Origin of the sequence: Aquihabitans sp. McL0605 (assembly GCF_049993875.1) — a bacterium.
Classification (GTDB): domain Bacteria; phylum Actinomycetota; class Acidimicrobiia; order Acidimicrobiales; family Iamiaceae; genus Aquihabitans.
In genome coordinates, this window is record NZ_CP188252.1 from 208,156 (window position 1) to 225,287 (window position 17,132).

Annotated in this window: 13 protein-coding genes; 5 read left to right on the plus strand and 8 right to left on the minus strand. The window is 71.7% G+C overall.

Annotation, left to right across the window (positions count from 1 at the left end; all coding sequences use genetic code 11):
• The first annotated feature begins 148 nt into the window (after nt 1–148).
• Nucleotides 149–2,014 carry a putative bifunctional diguanylate cyclase/phosphodiesterase gene (locus ACPPVX_RS00960; protein ID WP_426573009.1) on the plus strand — a complete coding sequence of 622 codons (1,866 nt, stop codon included), beginning with the start codon at nt 149–151 and terminating at the stop codon, nt 2,012–2,014.
• A gap of 112 nt (nt 2,015–2,126) precedes the next feature.
• On the opposite strand, the gene ACPPVX_RS00965 is transcribed toward ACPPVX_RS00960, so the two are convergent.
• The 5 genes from ACPPVX_RS00965 to ACPPVX_RS00985 form a co-directional block, all read right to left on the minus strand.
• On the minus strand, nt 2,127–2,447 hold the full coding sequence (locus tag ACPPVX_RS00965) for an STAS domain-containing protein (protein WP_426573010.1): 321 nt from the start codon (nt 2,445–2,447) through the stop codon (nt 2,127–2,129).
• Between the two features lie 134 nt (nt 2,448–2,581).
• Nucleotides 2,582–3,157 (minus strand): GTP-binding protein, encoded by a 576-nt coding sequence (locus tag ACPPVX_RS00970; RefSeq protein ID WP_426574969.1) that lies wholly within the window; start codon nt 3,155–3,157, stop codon nt 2,582–2,584.
• Nucleotides 3,158–3,164: 7 nt separating this feature from the next.
• A complete protein-coding gene (locus tag ACPPVX_RS00975; protein WP_426573011.1) occupies nt 3,165–3,518 on the minus strand; it encodes a DUF742 domain-containing protein in 354 nt (117 codons plus the stop codon).
• Nucleotides 3,515–3,937, minus strand: coding sequence for a roadblock/LC7 domain-containing protein (locus ACPPVX_RS00980; protein WP_426573012.1), 423 nt, complete (start codon nt 3,935–3,937; stop codon nt 3,515–3,517). The genes ACPPVX_RS00975 and ACPPVX_RS00980 overlap by 4 nt, the downstream gene beginning before the upstream one ends.
• Complete coding sequence (locus ACPPVX_RS00985) at nt 3,930–7,130, minus strand: nitrate- and nitrite sensing domain-containing protein (RefSeq protein ID WP_426573013.1); 3,201 nt, start codon at nt 7,128–7,130, stop codon at nt 3,930–3,932. Before ACPPVX_RS00985 ends, ACPPVX_RS00980 begins: the two co-directional genes overlap by 8 nt.
• Nucleotides 7,131–7,401: 271 nt before the next feature.
• On the opposite strand from ACPPVX_RS00985, the gene ACPPVX_RS00990 reads away from it, so the two are divergent.
• Both ACPPVX_RS00990 and ACPPVX_RS00995 read left to right on the plus strand, forming a co-directional pair.
• On the plus strand, nt 7,402–7,860 hold the full coding sequence (locus ACPPVX_RS00990) for a DUF2752 domain-containing protein (RefSeq protein WP_426573014.1): 459 nt from the start codon (nt 7,402–7,404) through the stop codon (nt 7,858–7,860).
• A 91-nt stretch (nt 7,861–7,951) separates the two neighbouring features.
• Complete coding sequence (locus tag ACPPVX_RS00995; RefSeq protein WP_426573015.1) at nt 7,952–8,608, plus strand: RDD family protein; 657 nt, start codon at nt 7,952–7,954, stop codon at nt 8,606–8,608.
• A 63-nt stretch (nt 8,609–8,671) separates the two neighbouring features.
• On the opposite strand, the gene ACPPVX_RS01000 is transcribed toward ACPPVX_RS00995, so the two are convergent.
• Genes ACPPVX_RS01000 through gltB form a run of 3 tightly spaced genes read right to left on the minus strand, consistent with a single transcriptional unit; the run spans nt 8,672 to nt 15,067 of the window.
• On the minus strand, nt 8,672–9,067 hold the full coding sequence (locus tag ACPPVX_RS01000; RefSeq protein WP_426573016.1) for a TM2 domain-containing protein: 396 nt from the start codon (nt 9,065–9,067) through the stop codon (nt 8,672–8,674).
• 4 nt (nt 9,068–9,071) lie between these two features.
• A complete protein-coding gene (locus ACPPVX_RS01005; RefSeq protein WP_426573017.1) occupies nt 9,072–10,523 on the minus strand; it encodes a glutamate synthase subunit beta in 1,452 nt (483 codons plus the stop codon).
• Nucleotides 10,524–10,528: 5 nt separating this feature from the next.
• Entirely contained in the window at nt 10,529–15,067 is a 4,539-nt protein-coding gene (gene gltB / locus ACPPVX_RS01010; RefSeq protein ID WP_426573018.1) for a glutamate synthase large subunit, read from the minus strand.
• 138 nt (nt 15,068–15,205) lie between these two features.
• Between gltB and ACPPVX_RS01015 the strand changes: the two genes are divergently transcribed.
• Nucleotides 15,206–16,495, plus strand: coding sequence for a M18 family aminopeptidase (locus ACPPVX_RS01015; RefSeq protein WP_426573019.1), 1,290 nt, complete (start codon nt 15,206–15,208; stop codon nt 16,493–16,495).
• Nucleotides 16,492–17,112 (plus strand): DnaJ domain-containing protein, encoded by a 621-nt coding sequence (locus ACPPVX_RS01020; protein WP_426573021.1) that lies wholly within the window; start codon nt 16,492–16,494, stop codon nt 17,110–17,112. The genes ACPPVX_RS01015 and ACPPVX_RS01020 overlap by 4 nt, the downstream gene beginning before the upstream one ends.
• Nucleotides 17,113–17,132 lie beyond the last annotated feature (20 nt).

Consider the following 17,132-nt stretch of genomic DNA (forward strand, 5'->3'; position numbering starts at 1 on the left):
TAGGGGGCCGGAGGGCCTTGTTTCGGGGGTGCGAGCCATCAAGAGACGATCCACAGCCAAGACCGGAGCGACCGGTGCACCAGAACGCCGAGCCGCGACCGAGCTCGCCGTCCTCGCCGTCATCTGCGTCTCCATCGCCACCGTGGCGATGGCCTTCCGACTGTTCGATCGCGCCATCGACTGGACGAGCGCCAACACCGACCTCAACCTGAACGGGCTGTTCGCCCTGTTCATCCTGGTCCCGGTGGCCACCACGGTGTTCGCCCGGCGCCGCTACCGCGACGCCATCAGCGTCCGCCGGGAACTGGTCCGGCTCTCGCTCCACGACGCGCTCACGGGCCTGCCCAACCGGATGCTCCTCGCCGACTGGCTCGCGGCCGACATCCAGGCGTCGCAGCGCAAGAACAGCCAGGCCGCGGTCCTGTTCGTCGATCTCGACAAGTTCAAGCACGTGAACGACACGCACGGCCACGAGGTGGGTGACCGCCTCATGCGCTCGGTCGCCGACCGGCTCCGGACCATGCTCCGGCCCGAGGACCGGGTCATCCGCTTCGGCGGCGACGAGTTCGTCGTGCTGTGCCCCGAGGTGAACAGCGCCAACACCGCCGAGAAGCTCGCCCACCGGGTCATCGAGATCATCGAGCAGCCCTTCACCATCGGCGACGAGACGATGCGGATCTCCGCAAGCGTCGGTGTGGCCCTCGCCGAGCACCGCGGGGTCAAGCCCGAGGACGTCCTCCGCGACGCCGACGTGGCGATGTACCAAGCCAAGGCGCACGGGTCGGGCCAGGTCACGGTGTTCGACCGCTCGATGACCGGCACCCTCACCCCGGCCACGGCCGAGGAGCAGATCCGCGACGCCCTCGAGGCCGGCGAGTTCCACCTCTACTACCAACCGGTGGTCGAGATGGCCACCGGGCGGATCGTCGGCGCCGAGGCGCTCCTGCGCTGGATCTCCCCCGATCGCGGGACGATGTCGCCGGCGGAGTTCATCCCGATCCTCGAGGAGACGGGTCTGATCGTCCCGGTCGGGACCTGGGTGCTCGAGGAGGCCTGCCGCGAGGCCGCCCGGGTGGCCGCCATCTGCGCCGGCCAGCAGGCCCCCACCATCACGATCAACGTGTCGGCCCGCCAGCTGGCCCGGCTCGACTTCGGCGACAAGGTGGCCGCCGCGCTCCAGAACGCCGGCATCGCTGCCGGCCAGATCCACCTGGAGATCACCGAGGGGGCGCTCATGCACGACGTGAGCTCGGCTTGGGCCGTGCTGCGCCAGGCGAAGGCGCTCGGCGTGAAGCTGGCCCTGGATGACTTCGGCACCGGCTACTCGTCGCTCTCGTACGTCCGCCGCTTCAGCCTCGACATGCTCAAGATCGACAAGAGCTTCATCGACGGCGTCGACTCCAGCCCCGAGGACCGGGCGATCGTCGAGCACGTCGTCGGAATGGCCCAGGCGCTCGGCATGGTCACCGTGGCCGAGGGCGTCGAGCGCCCCGAGCAGCTGCAGTGGCTGCGCCGGCTCGGGTGCAAGCTGGCCCAGGGCTACGTCATGTCCCGCCCGGTCCCAGGCGAGGACTTCGAGGCCATCCTCAGCCGCCACGAGGTCGATCCGTTCAACATCACCACGCTCGACCACGTGCTCGAGCCGCCTGGCGCTCGGGTGGTCGACCGCCCGTCGCTCGACTTGGCGCCCGTGGCCGCTCCAGCCGCCCCGGCGGGCAACCCCTTCTTCGACGCTCCGGCGCCTGCGCCCACCCCCGCCGCCGTGGCGGCTCCGGCCGGTCGCCCGTCGATCGGTCCGCTCGAGTTCGCAGCGCCGCCACCGGTCGCCGAGGCGCCCCGCTCCACCGCTCCCGTGAGCGTCTTCGATGCGCCGCCGGCGCCGACGCCGCTCCTGGGGGCCCCGGTCGATGCCGACATCGATCTCAACGAGCCGCGGCCCCGACCGGAGCGGCTCGGCGGGCCCACCCTCCCCCGCCTGCGGGAGTATCGGCCCACCGACGCCGAGATCGGCTGACCCTCCACCCCTCGAAGCGGGGTCCGGGTCTCCCCTGCGGGCGATCGCCTTCGGGCGGTCCGTCCCTGTCGGGCGGTCAGCCCTGTCGGGCGGTCCGTCCCCGTTGGGACGGTCAGCTCTCGATGGTGAAGAACCGGTCGAGACCGGTGGTGGCCAGGGCCGAGGCGGGGATGCCCCGGAACTGGCGCAGGATCAGGTCGCCACCGTCGGCGCGGAGCCGCTTGGTGGCGGCGACCATGGCACCGAGCCCGGTGGAGTTCACGAACGTCACCCCGGCGAAGTCGAGCACCACGATGGTCGCCCCCGCCTCGACCGCATCATCGATGCTGTCGACCATCAGGTGGGCCGACGACAGGTCGATCTCACCCACCAGGCGCAGCGTCGTCACGCCGTCGGCCGCATCCGTGGTGATCGTGAGGGGGAAGGGCTGCATTCAGTGGACCTCGCGCCGACAGGGGGATCCCGGCGCCGACATCTTGGCACACGTGCTGCCATTTCGGGGCTGATGAGGGGAGGGTCGGCCCATCGGTTCGCAGGTCAGCCCGCTCTTGGCCCGAACCTCGATGCTCAGGCGGTGGCGCGGACGAGGGCGTGCTGGACCAGCTCGAGGAGCGTGTCCCGGGTCGACTCGCGCTCACGGGCGTCGATCAGCAGCACCGGGGTGTCGCCCGACACCGCCAGCGCCTCTCGGACGTCGTCGGGCGAGTGCGTCGACTGGCCGTCGAAGCAGTTCATGCCGATCACGAACGGGATCTGGTGCTCCTCGAAGTAGTCGACCGCCGGGAAGCACTCCTCGAGGCGACGGGTGTCGATGAGGACCACGGCGCCGATGGCCCCGCGGACCAGGTCGTCCCACATGAACCAGAACCGGTCCTGCCCGGGGGTGCCGAACAGGTAGAGGATGAGATCGTCGCCGAGGGTGATGCGCCCGAAGTCCATGGCCACCGTGGTGGTGGTCTTGGTGGCCACCTTCGACGTGTCGTCGATCCCTTCGCTGACCCGGGTGAGGGCGGCTTCGGTGGTGAGCGGCTCGATCTCGGAGATGGAGCCGACGAACGTGGTCTTGCCGACCGCGAAGCCGCCGGCCACCACGATCTTCACCGGCATGGGCGCGGGCCCGGTCGGCGGTTCGTCGTCGGTCATGACCGTGTCAAAGGGCTTGGAGGCCATCGAGGACCCTTTCGAGGAGTCGGAGATCAGGTCGGCCGGTGGCCGATCGGGTGTTGAGTGCGACGTACCCTTCGTCGACCAGGTCGCCGAGGACGACCCGGGCGACGCCGAGCGGAAGACGGAGGCGCGCCGAGATCTCGGCGGCCGACTGGGGGGTGGCGAGGAGCCGGAGGATCTGGCCCCGCTCGAGCGCGAGCGAGTTGACCGTCTGCTCCCCCTTGGGGGTGCGGTACACGATGGCCTCGATGGGCACATCGGTGGTCGCGCGCGTGCGACCGCCGGTGATGGCGTACGGGCGTACCCGCAGTCCGTCTCCAGCGTCGCCGAGGCTCATCGGGGAAGGGCCCCCTGCAGCTCCTGCCGCAGCTCGGGCGTGAGCACCGCACCCGCCCGCTCGACCAGGACCGCCATCTCGTAGCCGACGAGCCCGACGTCGCAGGTGGCGGCGGCCACCACGGCGAGGCACGAGCCGTCGCTGATGCCGGTGACGAAGAGGAAGGCGTTCTCCATCTCGATCATGATCTGCGTCACCGCACCACCGCCGAAGCGCCCGGCGGCGCCGTACGCCAGGCCGATGAGGCCGGAGGCCACCGCGGCGAAGCGGTCGGCCGCATCGCGGTCGAGGCCCCGGGAGACGGCCATCGGCAGGCCGTCGGCGGAGACCACGACGGCCTCGCTGACGCCTGGGATGTGATCGACGAAGTGCTCGACCAGCCAGTTCACGTTCCTGGCTGCGGCGCTCAGATCAGTCATGGAGTTCCCTCTCATCGGATGCACCGGATGGGACCGGCTCTTGGGTTCGGGCACGCTGGCGACCGGCGGAGTGCTGGGCCAACATGCTGCGGATCTCGTCGGGCGAGCGGCGGGTGGCGCCCACGCCCCGTTCGGTCTCGGCGCCGGGGATCGCCCGGGTGGCGCCGGCGGAGCGGGGCACCCGCTTGGCCAGGCCCGAGGTGGTGATCGGGGCGGGGGCTGCGGGCGCAGCCTCGGCCGCCGGAGCAGCCTCTGCGGCCGGCGCCGCGTCGGCGACCGGCGCGGTGGGAGCGGCCTCGGCCGCAACCTCGACGTCGGCCTCGACTGCGGCCGGAACCTCGGGGAGGGACTCCGGGAGGGACTCCGGGAGCGACTCCACGAGATCGGGAAGCGCTTCGGGAAGAGCCTCGGGCAGGGCCTCGGGAGCGTCTTCCACGGCCGGCGGCACGGCGGGCGACGGCGCCCGACGGGAGGCCAACGGCGGCGGAGGTGGCGCGAGGGGCGCACCGTTGGCCGAGGTCCGACCGGGCAGCGGAGGCGCGGGCGCGGCCGGCGCGCTTGACGCGGGCGGTGCGACTGGTGCGACCGGTGCGACCGGTGCAGATGGGGCGGCGGGGGCGGGCGGCGGGCCACCGAACAAGCGGGGTGCCGTCGGAGCTGCGGGCGCTGCAGCCGGCGCCGCTCCGGGAGCCGTCTGGCCGAAGGCACGCGGGGGCTCGGCATCTTCGAGGAAGAAGGGCCGGCTGCTCTGCGGAGCTCGGGGCGGCGGCCCGTCCAGCCGGGAGGCGGCCGCCTCGACGGAGGGCGGGATCGGTGCGCTCGCCGGTGCCACCTCGATCGGGGCCTCAGGAGCGTCCTCCACCGGAGCGGCGAACGACAGCGCGGCGGGCATGGCGGGGGCCACGGCCTCGTCGACCTCGGCTGCGATGGCGGTGGTGTCGACCTGGTCGGCGGCCTCGGCGGCCTCGTCGCGGGCCGGGAGGTCGAAGATCGACCGGGTGGGGAGGGCGCCGTGATCGACCGGCGAGGGGGCCGGCCGGGCGACGGGCCCGGTGGGCGCGTCGTCGACCGGCGGCGCGAACAGGACGGGACCGGGGGTGGCGGAGGCAGCCGGAGCGGGGGCCTCGGCCGGGTCCGGTGCGGCGAACAGGCCCGGGCCGCCGGACGGAGCAGCGGGCTCGGCCGTGTCGAAGGTCAGCGGGGCCAGGCCCGAGGTGGGGCTGTCGAGGACCGGCTTGAGGCGAGCAGGCGCATCGATGGTCGGCTGCGGCTCGGCCATGCCGCCGGGCGTGTCGACCACGAGCGACGGCGGGATCGACACGACGGCGGTCACGCCACCGGCGGCGGAGGGCATCATGCGCACGGCGATGCCGTGGCGCACCGCGAGGCGGCCGACCACGATGAAGCCGAGCGAGCGGGACATGGCCAGGCCGACGAGCGGCGGCCGGGCGAGGGAGTCGTTGGCCTCGCTGATCTGGTCGACCGACATCCCGATGCCGTGGTCGGTGACGGAGATGACGTAGCCGTCGGCCTTGGTGCGGTGGCCGACCACCTCGACCCGGGTCTCGGGCGGCGAGAAGTTGGTGGCGTTCTCCATCAGCTCGGAGAGGAGGTGGGCGAGGTCGGCGGCGGCGTTGGACGCCACCAGGACCTCGTCGAACGAGAGGAGCTCGATCCGGCCGAAGTCCTCGACCTCGGCCAGGGCGGCGCGGACCACGTTGGCCAGCGGGGCCGGGCGGCCGCGACGGCGGGGCGGCTCGGCGCCGGCCAGCACCAGCAGCGACTCTGCGTTGCGGCGCATGCGGGTGGCCAGGTGATCGAGCTTGTAGAGGTTGTCGAGCTGGTCGGGATCCTCTTCGCCGCGCTCGAGCTCGTCGATGAACTCGATCTGGCGGTCGAGCAGCGCCTGGTTGCGCCGAGCGAGGTTGACGAACATCTCGCCGATGCCCTTGCGGAGCAGGATCGCCTGCTCCTCGGCCACCTCGCCGGCCACGCGCTGCACCTCGTTGAACGAGCGGGCCAGCTGCCCGATCTCATCGGCGCTGTTGATCTCGATCGGGGTCATCTCGCCCAGCTGGAAGCCGAGCTCGTCCTCCGACGGGTTCTTGAGCGACTCGATGAGCTTCGGCATCTGCTCGCCCGAGAGGCGGTCGGCTGCTTCGGTGAGGCGGCCCAGCGGCTGGGTGATCCGGCGTCCGAGGACGATGGCGGCGAACGCAGCACCGGCGATGGCGATGATGGCGGCGATCAGGAACAGGTTCGAGGCCCGCTCCGCACTGGTGCGTGCGGCCTTGCTGTCGCTGATCAGCTGCTGGAGCAGGGCCGACTCCACGGTGTGGAGGTCCTTGATCACCGCGCTCGTCGAGCCGGTGATGGCCTTCCCGTCGACGTTCAGGCGGCCCGTGGCTCCCGCGGCGGTCGCCTGCTCACGGATCTTGTCGAAGGTGCTGCTCTCGTCGGTGGCCCGGGCGTCGCGCACGGCACCCTTGCGGGTGAGCCCTGAGAGCGAGTTGAGCAGCGAGAGCTGGCTGGCCTCGTCGGCCTGCGACTGCTTGAGCAGCTTGTAGGCCGTGTCGGAGCCGAACGCGCCCTGCTCGGCCGAACCGGCGATGAGCGCGCCCTGGCGGGCGAGCGAGGACTTGTAGGCGGCGAGGGCGCCGGCGGAGCGGAGCTCGGACGCGGCCTTCGGGTCGGAGACGGCGTCACCGATGTTGGTGTTCACCGCGTTGAAGGTGTCCTCGAGCTCGCCGTAGTTGACGACGAGCTCGTTGACCTGGTTGGGCCGGAAGCCCTGGTCGACGGAGTCGCGGTAGAACCCGAGCTTGTCGGCCGCACCGACCGCCAGGTCGCCGGCCGACTGGACGGTCTCGTCCGTGCCGCCGAGGCCTCCCTTGAGCCCGGGCAGGGCCTGGGCGAGGACGACATCGGTGTTGGAGCGAGCCGCCTTGAGCTCCTTCACCCACGTCGAGCGGTTCGATCCGACGAAGGCCGAGCTGTAGACCGCCTCCTGCTGGAGGGCATCGACCACGTCGCTGTTGGCGCGGGCCACGGTGACGAGGGTCTCCACATCGCGGCTCTCCGCCGCACTGGCGCGCCGGTCCCGTGCCCCCAACGCCGACAGCAGCAAGATGATCACGATCGGGCCGGTCATCAGCAGGATCAGCTTGTTGCGGATCTTCAGGTCGTCGAACACGGCGTCCTCGTCGGGGGTGGGGAGGACCGGAAGGGTCCACCGGTCGAGGCTCAGATCGGCCGTTTCGGCCCCGTCTTGAGCACCCGGGCCCTCGCCACGACCTCATATGGGCCGAACGGCCCATGCCGGGCGGCGCTGCGGCGTCGAGATGCTGGCTGACGTGGGCATCAGCGAGCCCGCCCCCAGTCGAACGTATCGCGCCCGACTGTGCGAGAATCGGCCCCGAATGCGTCCGTCCGGCGCCGTCCACCCGAAGGAGCCAGGCCTCCCCGTGCGCGAGATCTCCCACGATCCGGGCCTCGCCGCCACCGCGGTGCCCACCGGCCCGGCCGTGGCCCCCGATGCCCGCCGCGCTCGCGCCATCGGGCAGGGAGCCCTCGCGTGCGTCGGCGCCGGCGCCGCCCTGCTCGCCCTCCGGACCATCTCGATCCATGCCCCGCCGTGCCCGTTCCGGACGGTGACCGGGCTCCCCTGCCCGGGCTGCGGCATGACCCGGCTGGCTGATGCCGTCGCCCACGGCCGGCTCCACACGGCCGTGCACGCCGATGTCGCCGGTGTGGCCATCCTGGGCGTCCTGCTGGTCCTGGCCGCCACCCACGTGGCCACCACGGTGCGGCGGCGGCCGCCGGCGGCGTGGATGCGCTCGATGGCCCTTCCCGCGCTCCTGGTGCTGCTCGTCGGCGCCCACTGGATCACCACGATCATCACCGGCGGACTGCCGTCGTCCTGACCAGACGGGGTTTTCGTCCCACCCCCTGTCGTTTCAGAGGTACCCTTCCGGCCAACCTCGAACCCCTCGACGCGGGAGAACCAGACAACTCATGAGCGACACCTCACAAGGCCCTGGCTGGTGGCAGGCCTCCGACGGCAAGTGGTATCCGCCGGAGCAAGCGCCGGGCGCAGCACCGAACCCCGCGGCCGGCATGCCGCCCGCCGGTCCTCCGCCCGGGTACGGCGCTCCGCCGGCCTACGGCGCGGCCCCGGCCTACGGAGCCCCTGGCGGGCTGGCGGGCGTCCCCGGACCTCGCGCCACGTGGGGCCAGCGGGCCATCGCCATCATCATCGACTGGGCGTTCATCGTGGTGGGCTACATCCTGCTGGCGATCGTCGTCGCCATCCTGGGGGCCATCTCCGATGCGCTCGGCACCCTGGTCGGCGTGCTCGGCTACATCGCCCTGTCGCTGGCGTGGTTCTACATCGCCTTCCTCAACGGTGAGGGCGCCTCGCCCGGCAAGCGGCTCACCGGCCTCAAGGTGGTGGGCATCGAGACCAACCAGCCCATCGGCGGCGGCATGGGCATCGTGCGCGGCATCGCCCACATCCTCGACTCGATCATCTGCTACATCGGCTGGTTCTTCCCGCTCTGGGACGAGAAGCAGCAGACCATCGCCGACAAGGTGATGAAGACGGTGGTCCTCACCGATCAGCCGAAGCAGGACTTCAGCCTCGACATCTTCAAGCCGACGCCGAAGGCCTGACGCACCGGCACTCCGAACGGCCCCGGGCGCACGCCCGGGGCCGTTTCGCGCCCGGGCCCGTGATCAGCGCAGCGGGCGGCCGTCGGTGTCGCCGAGCTTGCGGGTGGCGATCAGCACCACATCGACGATGTGCCAGATGCCGAGCCCGCCGCAGGTGACGAGCTTCAGGATCCCCAGGCCGGTGTCACCCAGGTAGAAGCGATCGACGCCCAGCGAACCCACCAGCACGCTGAGCAGCAGCGTGGTGATGAACTCGCGCTGGGAGAACACCCCGGGCACCGCCGACACCGGGTAGGCGTAGTGATCGGTGAGGGCCTGCACGGGGGTGTCGGGCTTGATGACCTGGTCCTTGGCCATCTGGCACAGCTGCTCGTACGTGTACGCGTACTGGTCGTACCCGTACTGGAACACCCGGAACGGCCCGGGTGCCGGCCCGCCGACCGCCATGGGGGTGGTCACCGGCTCAGCGGATGGGACCGGTGGTGGGCTCGAGCGGGCGCGGGAGCAGCGTGTGCCCCATGAGGTGCTCGTCGACGGCGGCGGCGCACGCCCGGCCCTCGGCGATGGCCCACACGATGAGGCTCTGGCCGCGGCCCATGTCGCCGGCGACGAACACACCGGGCACGTTGGTGGCCCAGTTGCGGTCGCGGGCGATGTTGGAGCGCGGGTCGAGCTCGACGCCGAACTGCTCGGTGGCCCACGACGACTCGGGGCCGGTGAAGCCCATCGACAGGAACACGAAGTCGGCCTGGAGCTCGAAGTCGGAGCCCTCGACCTTCTCGAAGCGACCGTCGACCATCTCCACCTCGTGGGCCTTGAGCGCCCGGACCCGGCCGTTGCCGTCGTCGAGGAAGCACTCGGTGTTCACGGAGAACACGCGGTCGCCGCCCTCTTCGTGCGCCGACGCGGTGCGGTAGATGAGCGGCCACGTGGGCCACGGGGTGTGGTCGGGCCGGGCCTCGGGCGGTCGGGGCATGATCTCGAACTGGGCGATCGAGGCTGCGCCCTGGCGGTGGGCGGTGCCCAGGCAGTCGGCGCCGGTGTCGCCGCCGCCGATGATCACCACGTGCTTGCCGACCACGTCGATCGACGAGGCGGGGAGGTCGCCCTCCTGCACCCGGTTGGAGAGCGGGAGGTACTCCATGGCCTGGTGGATGCCGTCCAGCTCGCGGCCGGGGATCGGCAGGTCTCGGGCCGCGGTGGCCCCACCGGCGAGCACGACGGCGTCGAACTCGGCGCGCAGGTCGTCGGCGGTGAGGTCGGTGCCCACGTTGACGCCCGTGCGGAACTCGGTGCCCTCGGCCGCCATCTGCTCGAGGCGCCGGTCGAGGTGGCGCTTCTCCATCTTGAACTCGGGGATGCCGTAGCGCAGGAGGCCGCCGATGCGGTCGGCCCGCTCGAACACGACGACGTCGTGGCCGGCGCGGGTGAGCTGCTGGGCAGCGGCCAGGCCGGCCGGGCCCGAGCCCACGACGGCGACGCGCTTGCCCGTCTTGATGTCGGAGATGATCGGCTGGACCCAGCCCTCGTCCCACGCCCGGTCGATGATCGACACCTCGACCTGCTTGATGGTGACCGGATCCTGGTTGATGCCCAGGACGCAGGCGGCCTCGCACGGCGCCGGGCAGAGCCGGCCGGTGAACTCGGGGAAGTTGTTGGTGGCGTGGAGGCGCTCGATGGCCTCCTGCCAGCGATCCCGGTAGACGAGGTCGTTCCAGTCGGGGATCAGGTTGCCGAGCGGGCAGCCGTTGTTGCAGAAGGGGATGCCGCAGTCCATGCACCGGCTGGCCTGGGTCTCGAGCTTGCCGTCCTCGAACGGCTCGTAGACCTCCTTCCAGTCCTTGAGCCGGACCGGGACGGGGCGCCGTGCCGGCAGCTCCCGACCGTGCTTGAGAAAGCCCTGGATGTCACCCATGCGGGTCAGCCCCTTGCCGCGGCCATGATGGCCTCGTCGATGTCGGTTCCGGATTCCTCGGCGCCCTTGATGGCCGCGAGGACCCGCTTGTAGTCGCGGGGCATGACCTTCACGAACTGCCGGACGCTGTACTGCCAGTCCGACAGGATGCGGCTCGCCACCTCGGAGCCGGTCTCGCTCTGGTGCCGGAAGATCCGGGTGACCAGCCAGGAGGTGTCGAGGTCGTCGAGCGGGTCGAGGTCGACCATCTCGTCGTTCACCAGCTGGGAGAAGGTGCCCTCCGGGTCCCACACGTAGGCGGTGCCGCCCGACATGCCGGCGCCGAAGTTGCGACCGGTGGATCCGAGGATCACCACCGTGCCGCCGGTCATGTACTCGCAGCCGTGGTCGCCCACGCCCTCGACCACGGCGACGGCACCGGAGTTGCGGACGCCGAACCGCTCCCCCGCCCGACCCCGGAAGAAGGCCTCGCCGCCGGTGGCGCCGTAGAGCAGCACGTTGCCGGCGATGATGTTGTCCTCGGCCGAGAAGCCGGGGTGGGCGTCGGGCGACGGGCGCACGATGAGGCGGCCGCCCGACAGGCCCTTTCCGGCGTAGTCGTTGGCGTCGCCGAACAGGCGCAGCGTGATGCCCTTGGGCAGGAACGCACCGATGCTCTGGCCCGCCGCGCCCCGCAGGGTGATGTCGATCGTGTCGTCGGGCAGCCCGGCGCCCCCGTGGCGCTTGGTGACCTCGTGGCCGAGCATGGTGCCGACCGTGCGGTTCACGTTGCGGATGGGGAACTCGAGCTTGACCGGCTCGCCGGTGTCGATGGCCGAACGGGCCGCCGAGATCAGCTGGACGTCGAGCGCCCGGTCGAGCCCGTGGTCCTGGCCCCTGGTGTTGTGCAGCTCGTCGCCGAAGGGGCGCTCGGGCACGTGGAGGATGGGCGACAGGTCGAGGCCCGACGCCTTCCAGTGCTCGATGGCGCCGCTGACGTCGATGACCTCGGCGTGGCCGATGGCCTCCTGCAGGGTGCGGAAGCCCAGGGAGGCGAGCAGCTCGCGCACCTCCTCGGCGATGAACTCGAAGAAGTGCTCGACGAACTCCGGCTTGCCGGCGAACCGGGCCCGCAGCTCGGGGTTCTGGGTGGCGATGCCCACCGGGCACGTGTCGAGGTGGCAGACGCGCATCATGATGCAGCCCGACACCACCAGCGGTGCGGTGGCGAAGCCGAACTCCTCGGCACCCAGCAGGGCGGCGATGATGACGTCTCGGCCCGTCTTGAGCTGGCCGTCGGCCTGCACGACGATCCGGTCGCGGAGGCCGTTGAGCAGCAGGGTCTGCTGGGTCTCGGCCAGGCCGAGCTCCCAGGGGCCGCCGGCGTGCTTGAGCGACGTGAGCGGGCTGGCGCCCGTGCCGCCGTCGTGGCCGGAGATGAGCACCACGTCGGCGTGGGCCTTGGACACACCGGCCGCCACCGTGCCGACGCCGACCTCGGCCACCAGCTTCACGTGGACGCGGGCCTCGGGGTTGGCGTTCTTGAGGTCGTGGATCAGCTGGGCCAGATCCTCGATGGAGTAGATGTCGTGGTGCGGGGGCGGGCTGATGAGGCCCACGCCCGGCGTGGAGTACCGGGTCTTGGCCACCCACGGGTACACCTTGTGGCCGGGCAGCTGGCCGCCCTCGCCGGGCTTGGCGCCCTGCGCCATCTTGATCTGGATGTCGTCGGCGTTGGTGAGGTACTCGCTGGTGACCCCGAAGCGACCCGACGCCACCTGCTTGATGGAGCTGCGGCGCTCCGGGTCGTAGAGGCGCTCGGCGTCCTCGCCGCCCTCACCGGTGTTGGACTTGGCGCCCAGCCGGTTCATGGCGATGGCGAGGGTCTGGTGCGCCTCCTGGGAGATCGAGCCGTAGCTCATGGCCCCGGTGGAGAAGCGCTTGACGATCTCGCTGACCGGCTCGACCTCGTCGATCGAGAGGGCCGGGCGCTCGCCGTCCTTGAGGGCGAACAGCCCCCGCAAGGTGCCGAGGCGGGCCGACTGGTCGTCGACGCGGGCCGTGTACTCCTTGAACACGTCGTAGCGCTTGGTGCGCGTGGCGTGCTGGAGCTTGAACACGGTCTCGGGGTTGAAGAGGTGGTACTCGCCTTCGCGGCGCCACTGGTACTCGCCGCCGACCTCGAGCTCGCGGTGGGCGCGCTCGGTGGGCCGGTCGGGGTAGGCCTTGATGTGGCGCAGCGCCACCTCCTGGGCCACCTCCCCGAGACCGATGCCGCCGAGCTTGGACGTGGTGCCGGTGAAGTACTCGTCGATCAACGGCTGGCCGAGGCCCACCGCTTCGAACACCTGGGCGCCCGTGTAGCTGGCCACCGTGGAGATGCCCATCTTCGACATGACCTTCAGGACGCCCTTGCCGGCGCCCTTGATGTAGTTCTTGACGGCCTGGTCGAGGCCGACCTCGGCGAGGGCGCCGCGCGCCGCCATGTCCTCGATGGTCTCGAACGCCAGGTACGGGTTGATGGCCGCGGCGCCGTACCCGATGAGCAGCGCCATGTGGTGCACCTCACGGGCGTCGCCGGCCTCGACCACCAGGCCCACGGCGGTGCGGGTCTTCTCGCGCACCAGGTGGTGGTGGACGGCCGCGGTGAGCAGCAGCGACGGGATCGGCGCCAGCTCGCGGTTGGAGTCGCGGTCGGAGAGGACCACCACGTTGGCGCCGTCGGCGATGGCGTCGCTCACCTGGCGGCGGACGTCGTCGAGCGCCCCCGCCAGGGCGGTGCCGCCGCCGGCCACCGGGTAGAGGCCCTGGATGACCACGGCGCGGAAGTCGTCGACCGACTCGTCGACGTGGATCAGCTTGGCCAGCTGGTCGTTGTCGAGGATCGGGAACGGCAGCTGGATCTGGCGGCACGAGCGCGGCCCGGGGGCCAGCAGGTTCTGCTCGGGGCCGATGGTGCCGCCGAGGCTCGTGACCATCTCCTCGCGGATGGCGTCGAGCGGCGGGTTGGTCACCTGCGCGAAGCGCTGGGCGAAGTAGTCGAACAGCAGCCGGGGGCGCTCGGACAGCACGGCGATGGGGGTGTCGGTGCCCATCGAGCCGAGCGCCTCACCGCCCGTCTTGGCCATGGGGCCGATCAGGATCTTCTGGTCCTCGATCGTGTACCCGAAGGTGAGCTGACGCCGCACGACGTCGCCGTGGGGGTACCGGACGTGGGGGCGCTCGGGGAGCCGGTCGAGCTCGATGATCCCGTGGTCGAGCCACTGCTGGTACGGGAGCTCGGAGGCCAGCGAGGCCTTGACCTCGTCGTCTTCGATGATGCGGCCCTGGGCAGTGTCGACCAGGAACATCTTCCCGGGCTGGAGGCGGCCCTTGCGGACCACCTGGTCGGCCGGGATGTCGAGCACGCCGGCTTCCGAGCCGAGGACCACGAGGCCGTCGGCGGTGACCCAGAAGCGCCCGGGGCGCAGGCCGTTGCGGTCGAGGACCGCACCGATGACCGTGCCGTCGGTGAAGCTCACGTTGGCCGGGCCGTCCCACGGCTCCATCAACGAGGCGTGGAACTTGTAGAACGCCTTGCGCGCCGGATCCATGTGGCGGTGGTTCTCCCACGCCTCCGGGATCATCATCAGCACCGCGTGCGGCAGGGTGCGGCCACCGAGGTGCAGCAGCTCGAGGACCTCGTCGAAGCTGGCGGTGTCGGACGCACCGGGGGTGCAGATCGGGAACAGCCGCGAGATGTCGCCGGGGAAGAGATCGCTCTCGAGCAGTGCCTCGCGGGCCCGCATCCAGTTGCGGTTGCCCTCGACCGTGTTGATCTCGCCGTTGTGGGCCAGGTACCGGTAGGGGTGCGCCAGCGGCCACGACGGGAACGTGTTGGTGGAGAACCGCGAGTGGACCAGGGCGATGGCGCTCTCGACCCGCTCGTCGGAGAGGTCGGGGTAGAAGTCTCGGAGCTGGGGCGTGGTGAGCATGCCCTTGTAGACGATGGTGCGCGCCGAGAGGCTCGGGAAGTAGACCCGGCGCTCGCCGGCGCCGATCTCGTGCTCGATCCGCTTGCGGGCCACGTAGACCCGACGCTCCAGGTCGAGGCCCTCGTAGCGGCCGCCGGGACCGGAGACGAAGATCTGGCGGAACGTGGGCATGGCGCCCAGCGCACCAGAGCCGAGGCTGTCGGCGACGACGGGCACGTCGCGCCACGCCACCACCTCGAGGCCCTCGCTGGCCACGATCTTGTCGACCGCCTCGGTGGCTGCGGTCACCTCGGCGTCGTCGCCGGGGATGAAGGCGATGCCCGTGGCGTAGTGCCCTGCTGCGGGCAGCTCGACGTCGAGCACGGCGCGGTAGAAGGCGTCGGGGACCTGGATGAGGATGCCGGCGCCGTCGCCCGTGTTGGTCTCGGCCCCGGATGCACCGCGGTGATCGAGGTGGACCAGGGCGGTGATGCCCTGTTCGACCAGCTGGTGGCTGCGACGACCGTGCATGTCGACGACGAACGCGACACCGCAGGCGTCGTGCTCGTAGCGAGGGTCGTAGAGCCCTTGGGCGGGCGGCGGGGTGCGCATCGGCGTGGGATTCCTTGCGGAAGACGAGAGGGGGAGACTGCTCCCTCGGGACGCCGTTGGCCCGTATCGCAGGTTGGACGACAATAGCCGAGCGCCGAAACGGCCCTCCAATGCAATCGGGGCCGTAGCCTCGCCCCGATGACCGACGCGCACGACCTCCTCGCCTACCTCGGTGCTGCACCCTCGCCGTTCCACGCCGTCGCCGAGACCGCTGAGCGCCTGGCCAGCGCCGGATTCTCGGCCTTGGACCTCGACGAGCCCTGGGAGCAGGGGCCGGGGCGCCACTACGTGGCCCGGGGTGGCGCGCTCGTGGCGTGGGAGGTTCCCGACGGCGCCGGTGCCGCCCGGCGCTTCCGCATCGTCGGCGCCCACACCGACAGCCCGAACCTGCGGATCAAGCCCCGGCCCGACACCGGTGGGTTCGGCTGGCAGCAGCTGGGGGTCGAGGTCTACGGCGGCGCGCTGTGGAACTCGTGGCTCGACCGAGACCTCGGCCTCTCGGGCCGGGTCATCGTGCGGACCCCCGAGGGCCTCGAGGAGCGCCTGTTCCTCGTCGACCGACCGCTCCTGCGCATCCCGCAGCTCGCCATCCACCTCGATCGAGACGTCAACGGCCAGGGCCTCAAGCTGAACCCGCAGCAGCACCTCACCCCGGTGTGGGGTGCCGGCCCCGTCGAGGTCGGTGCGTTCGCGGCGCACCTCGCCCAGGAGGTGGGCGTCGAGGCGGCCGACGTCGTCGCCTGGGACGCGATGGTCCACGACACCACGCCGGGTGCGCTGCTCGGCCGCCACCAGGAGCTGGTCTCGTCGGCGCGGCTCGACAACCTGGTGTCGTGCTGGGCCGCCCTCACCGCCCTCACCGCCCTCACCGCCCCCGCGGCCGCCGAGGGCGCCAACCGCCCCATCGGCGTGGTCTGCCTCTTCGACCACGAGGAGGTGGGCTCCACGTCGGCCACCGGCGCCGACGGAGCGCTGCTGGCCCAGGTGCTCGAGCGCTCGGTCCTGGCGCGAGGCGGCGACCGCGCCGACCTGCTGCGGGCGTTCGCCGGCTCGATCTGCGCCTCGGCCGACATGGCCCACGCGACCCACCCCAACTACCCCGAGCGCCACGAGCCCGGGCACCTCGTCACCATCGACGGCGGGCCGGTCATCAAGGTGAACGCCAACCAGCGCTACGCCACCGAGGCCTCCACCCACGCGGTGCTGATCGAGGCCTGCGAGCAGGCCGAGGTCCCCCACCAGGTCTTCGTGGGCCGCAACGACCAGCCGTGCGGCTCCACCATCGGACCGCTCACCGCGGCCCGGCTGGGCATCGCCACCGCCGACCTGGGCGTCGCCCAGCTGTCCATGCACTCCGCCCGCGAGCTGTGCGGCGCCGACGATCCCGCGCGCCTCGCAGCGGCGCTCGGGGTGTTCCTGCGGACATGACCCCCATCGAGGCCGCCCGGATCCTCGGGGTCGCCCCGTCGGCGCCCACCACCGAGGTGCGCCTCGCCTACCGCCGCCAGATCCGCGCCCACCACCCCGACCACGCCGGCGCCCGGTCCTCGGGCCGGGCGGCCGCGATCATCGAGGCGTACCGCGTGCTCTCGGAGTCGGGCCCGGTCGCCGAGCCCCCTCCACCTCCTCCCCCGCCGCCGCCACCACCCGAGGGGCCGCGCCGCTACGAGGCCACCATCCCGCCGCGCGCCTCCTCGGAGCCGCTGCCGCCCATCGCCCCGCCGGTGCAACGGCTCGACGCCGACACCCTCGTCGTCGAGGCGCCCGCCGAGGAGACGTTCCGCTGGCTGCTCGACGCCGCCCACGACATCGGCGAGGTCACCTACGTCGACCGGTCGATGCCGATCATGGAGGTGCTGTGCCGCTTCGAGGGCGAGCCCGCCACCTCGCTGCTCCTCAGCCTCCAGGGGCGGGGCCTCGGCACCGAGGTGTTCTGCACCGTGGAGTCGATCGAGGCCCGGCCGGCGCCCCCCACCAGCGCCGTCGTCGACCTCCTCGAGCTGGCGCTGCACCGCCGCCGCCACCCCAACCCCCGCCACGCCTGACCCCCCAACCGCCTTCGCCT